This window comes from Microbulbifer mangrovi, from assembly GCF_002009015.1.
Lineage (GTDB): Bacteria > Pseudomonadota > Gammaproteobacteria > Pseudomonadales > Cellvibrionaceae > Microbulbifer > Microbulbifer mangrovi.
Genome location: NZ_LZDE01000115.1, coordinates 1 through 1741, shown reverse-complemented (window position 1 = coordinate 1741; position 1741 = coordinate 1). Strand labels below are relative to the sequence as shown.

3 protein-coding genes are annotated in these 1741 nt (G+C 41.3%); all 3 read right to left on the bottom strand.

Translation table 11 applies throughout. The annotated features are described in order from the left end of the window. Nucleotides 1–28: 28 nt before the first annotated feature. Entirely contained in the window at nt 29–568 is a 540-nt protein-coding gene (locus B4U49_RS00575) for a hypothetical protein (RefSeq protein ID WP_078082665.1), read from the bottom strand. A gap of 129 nt (nt 569–697) precedes the next feature. Further along, on the bottom strand, nt 698–1153 hold the full coding sequence (locus B4U49_RS18770; RefSeq protein ID WP_143735441.1) for a hypothetical protein: 456 nt from the start codon (nt 1151–1153) through the stop codon (nt 698–700). Between the two features lie 118 nt (nt 1154–1271). Further along, on the bottom strand, nt 1272–1741 hold a 470-nt coding region (locus B4U49_RS00570), incomplete at its 5' end, for a hypothetical protein (protein ID WP_078082664.1).

The window sequence follows — 1741 nt, the reverse complement described above, 5'->3', positions numbered from 1 at the left end:
CGTCGGTCTGCCGCACCTTGTTATGCGATTACCCCTGTTCTACGAACACTATTTCCGGTTCAGAGTTATGGCAATAATCCCGGCAAACCAAGATATATTGAAGTTTTTTACCGTCTGAATATAGAGTCAAATCATAAGCGAAATAATCTGGTATTGAAAATCTCATGTTGGCACCAAACACCCTCAGGTGATACAAGTGCTTAAGATTGCTCTCAATGCCAAATTTGTTTTTCAATTTTTCATTAAATCTATCTATTTGAAATGAATGCAGCTGTTCAAATGCTACTGGTCCGAAATTATCTGGAGATTTATATTTCCCCAGATCAGAAGTGATCTCAACATTCCCTTTAGAAGATAGGTAAACAGATTCTCCAGACAACTCTTTCCACTTATACCCATTGGCGGGAACTATGACTTGCCCATTTCCATTTTTCTTGATTTCAATCCATCCGGAAATTGGATCTTTTAAGACTTGCTTCTCCAATAGCCTTGGATTCAACTCATAGGAGCTGAAACTGGGTTGACTTGCAACAAGTAGAAGAATTGTAGATATGAGCTTCTTAATCAAAGGATAATCCCTCTACTGCGCATAACGCCGCAATCAGCCGCGGCTAAGTTTGTGCGCTTTTTGCGCGACAATGGAGCGCAGCGACCGCGCGAAAAGTGCACAAACTTAGCCGTCGGCTGCATTGCTTGGTTAACTTGGATCTGACAGCGCCCTCTCAACTAACCTAACCGTACCAGGTTCCGCAGGACTGATATACTCACAAAAGCTTGTTTCATAGCTATTTTCCTTCTCGTTAAAAGTTGCGAGCACAATATATTTAACACCAGGTTCAAATTTGTAGCGACAACTGCACGTATATCTGCCATGAATAGCAATTTTCTTAATTGAATTTCCTTTGATGACCTTATTAATCTCGAATTTTGAGTAGGTCTCAATGAGATGTTCTTCTTTACCTTTTTCTCTTGAGGTGGTAGCCGAAGTGTATGTTGCCTCTCCGATAAACACTAGATCGCTATTGTTTAGTGCATAGTTATGGAAGTTTATACCTTCTTCCGCAGCTATTTGCTTCGCATAGCTCAGCCAACATGAGTCCGCAAGAGCAGAACACGAAAATAGGGTTGCAGATAGTAAAAGAGGTAATTTCATACTGTAAGTTAACGCCCACAACAGGGGCGGACAATGCTATACATATTTTGTGCAAAATTGGGAGCGAAGCGACCGCATAAAATGTGCATAGCGTTGGCCGTCCCTTTGCTTGTGATTGTTAGGCAATTTTCCACTCGTACCACGGTACATGCCAACCATGCACCTCTCTCACAAAGTACTGATTACCACAATAGTTGCAAACAACATCATAATGTTCTTCATATAACTCTTTTTTGATTTCACTACCTTTTAGCGATACATGCCCCCACTCTGCTTCCTTGCTCGGAGAGAATTTTGGCGATTGGGTAAATAGTGAACAATGACAAATATTCGTAACTGATTGTTCGATATGCGAAAGTGCCAAGTTTGCTGAATTTTTATTGCTATAGATCGCACCACCCAGATCAAGACCATTTATGATTTCTTTGAACTTCTTCAGGTAAGGCATCAACTTTTTTAGCTCAGTCTTATCCGCGCACCGTAAAATTTCCCATGTCGCCTCCCATATGGAATGACTATCTCTGGACTCGAATTTTTCGATGATTTCAGAAGAATTCATACATTGCCTAACGCCCAGCGCAGGCGCAG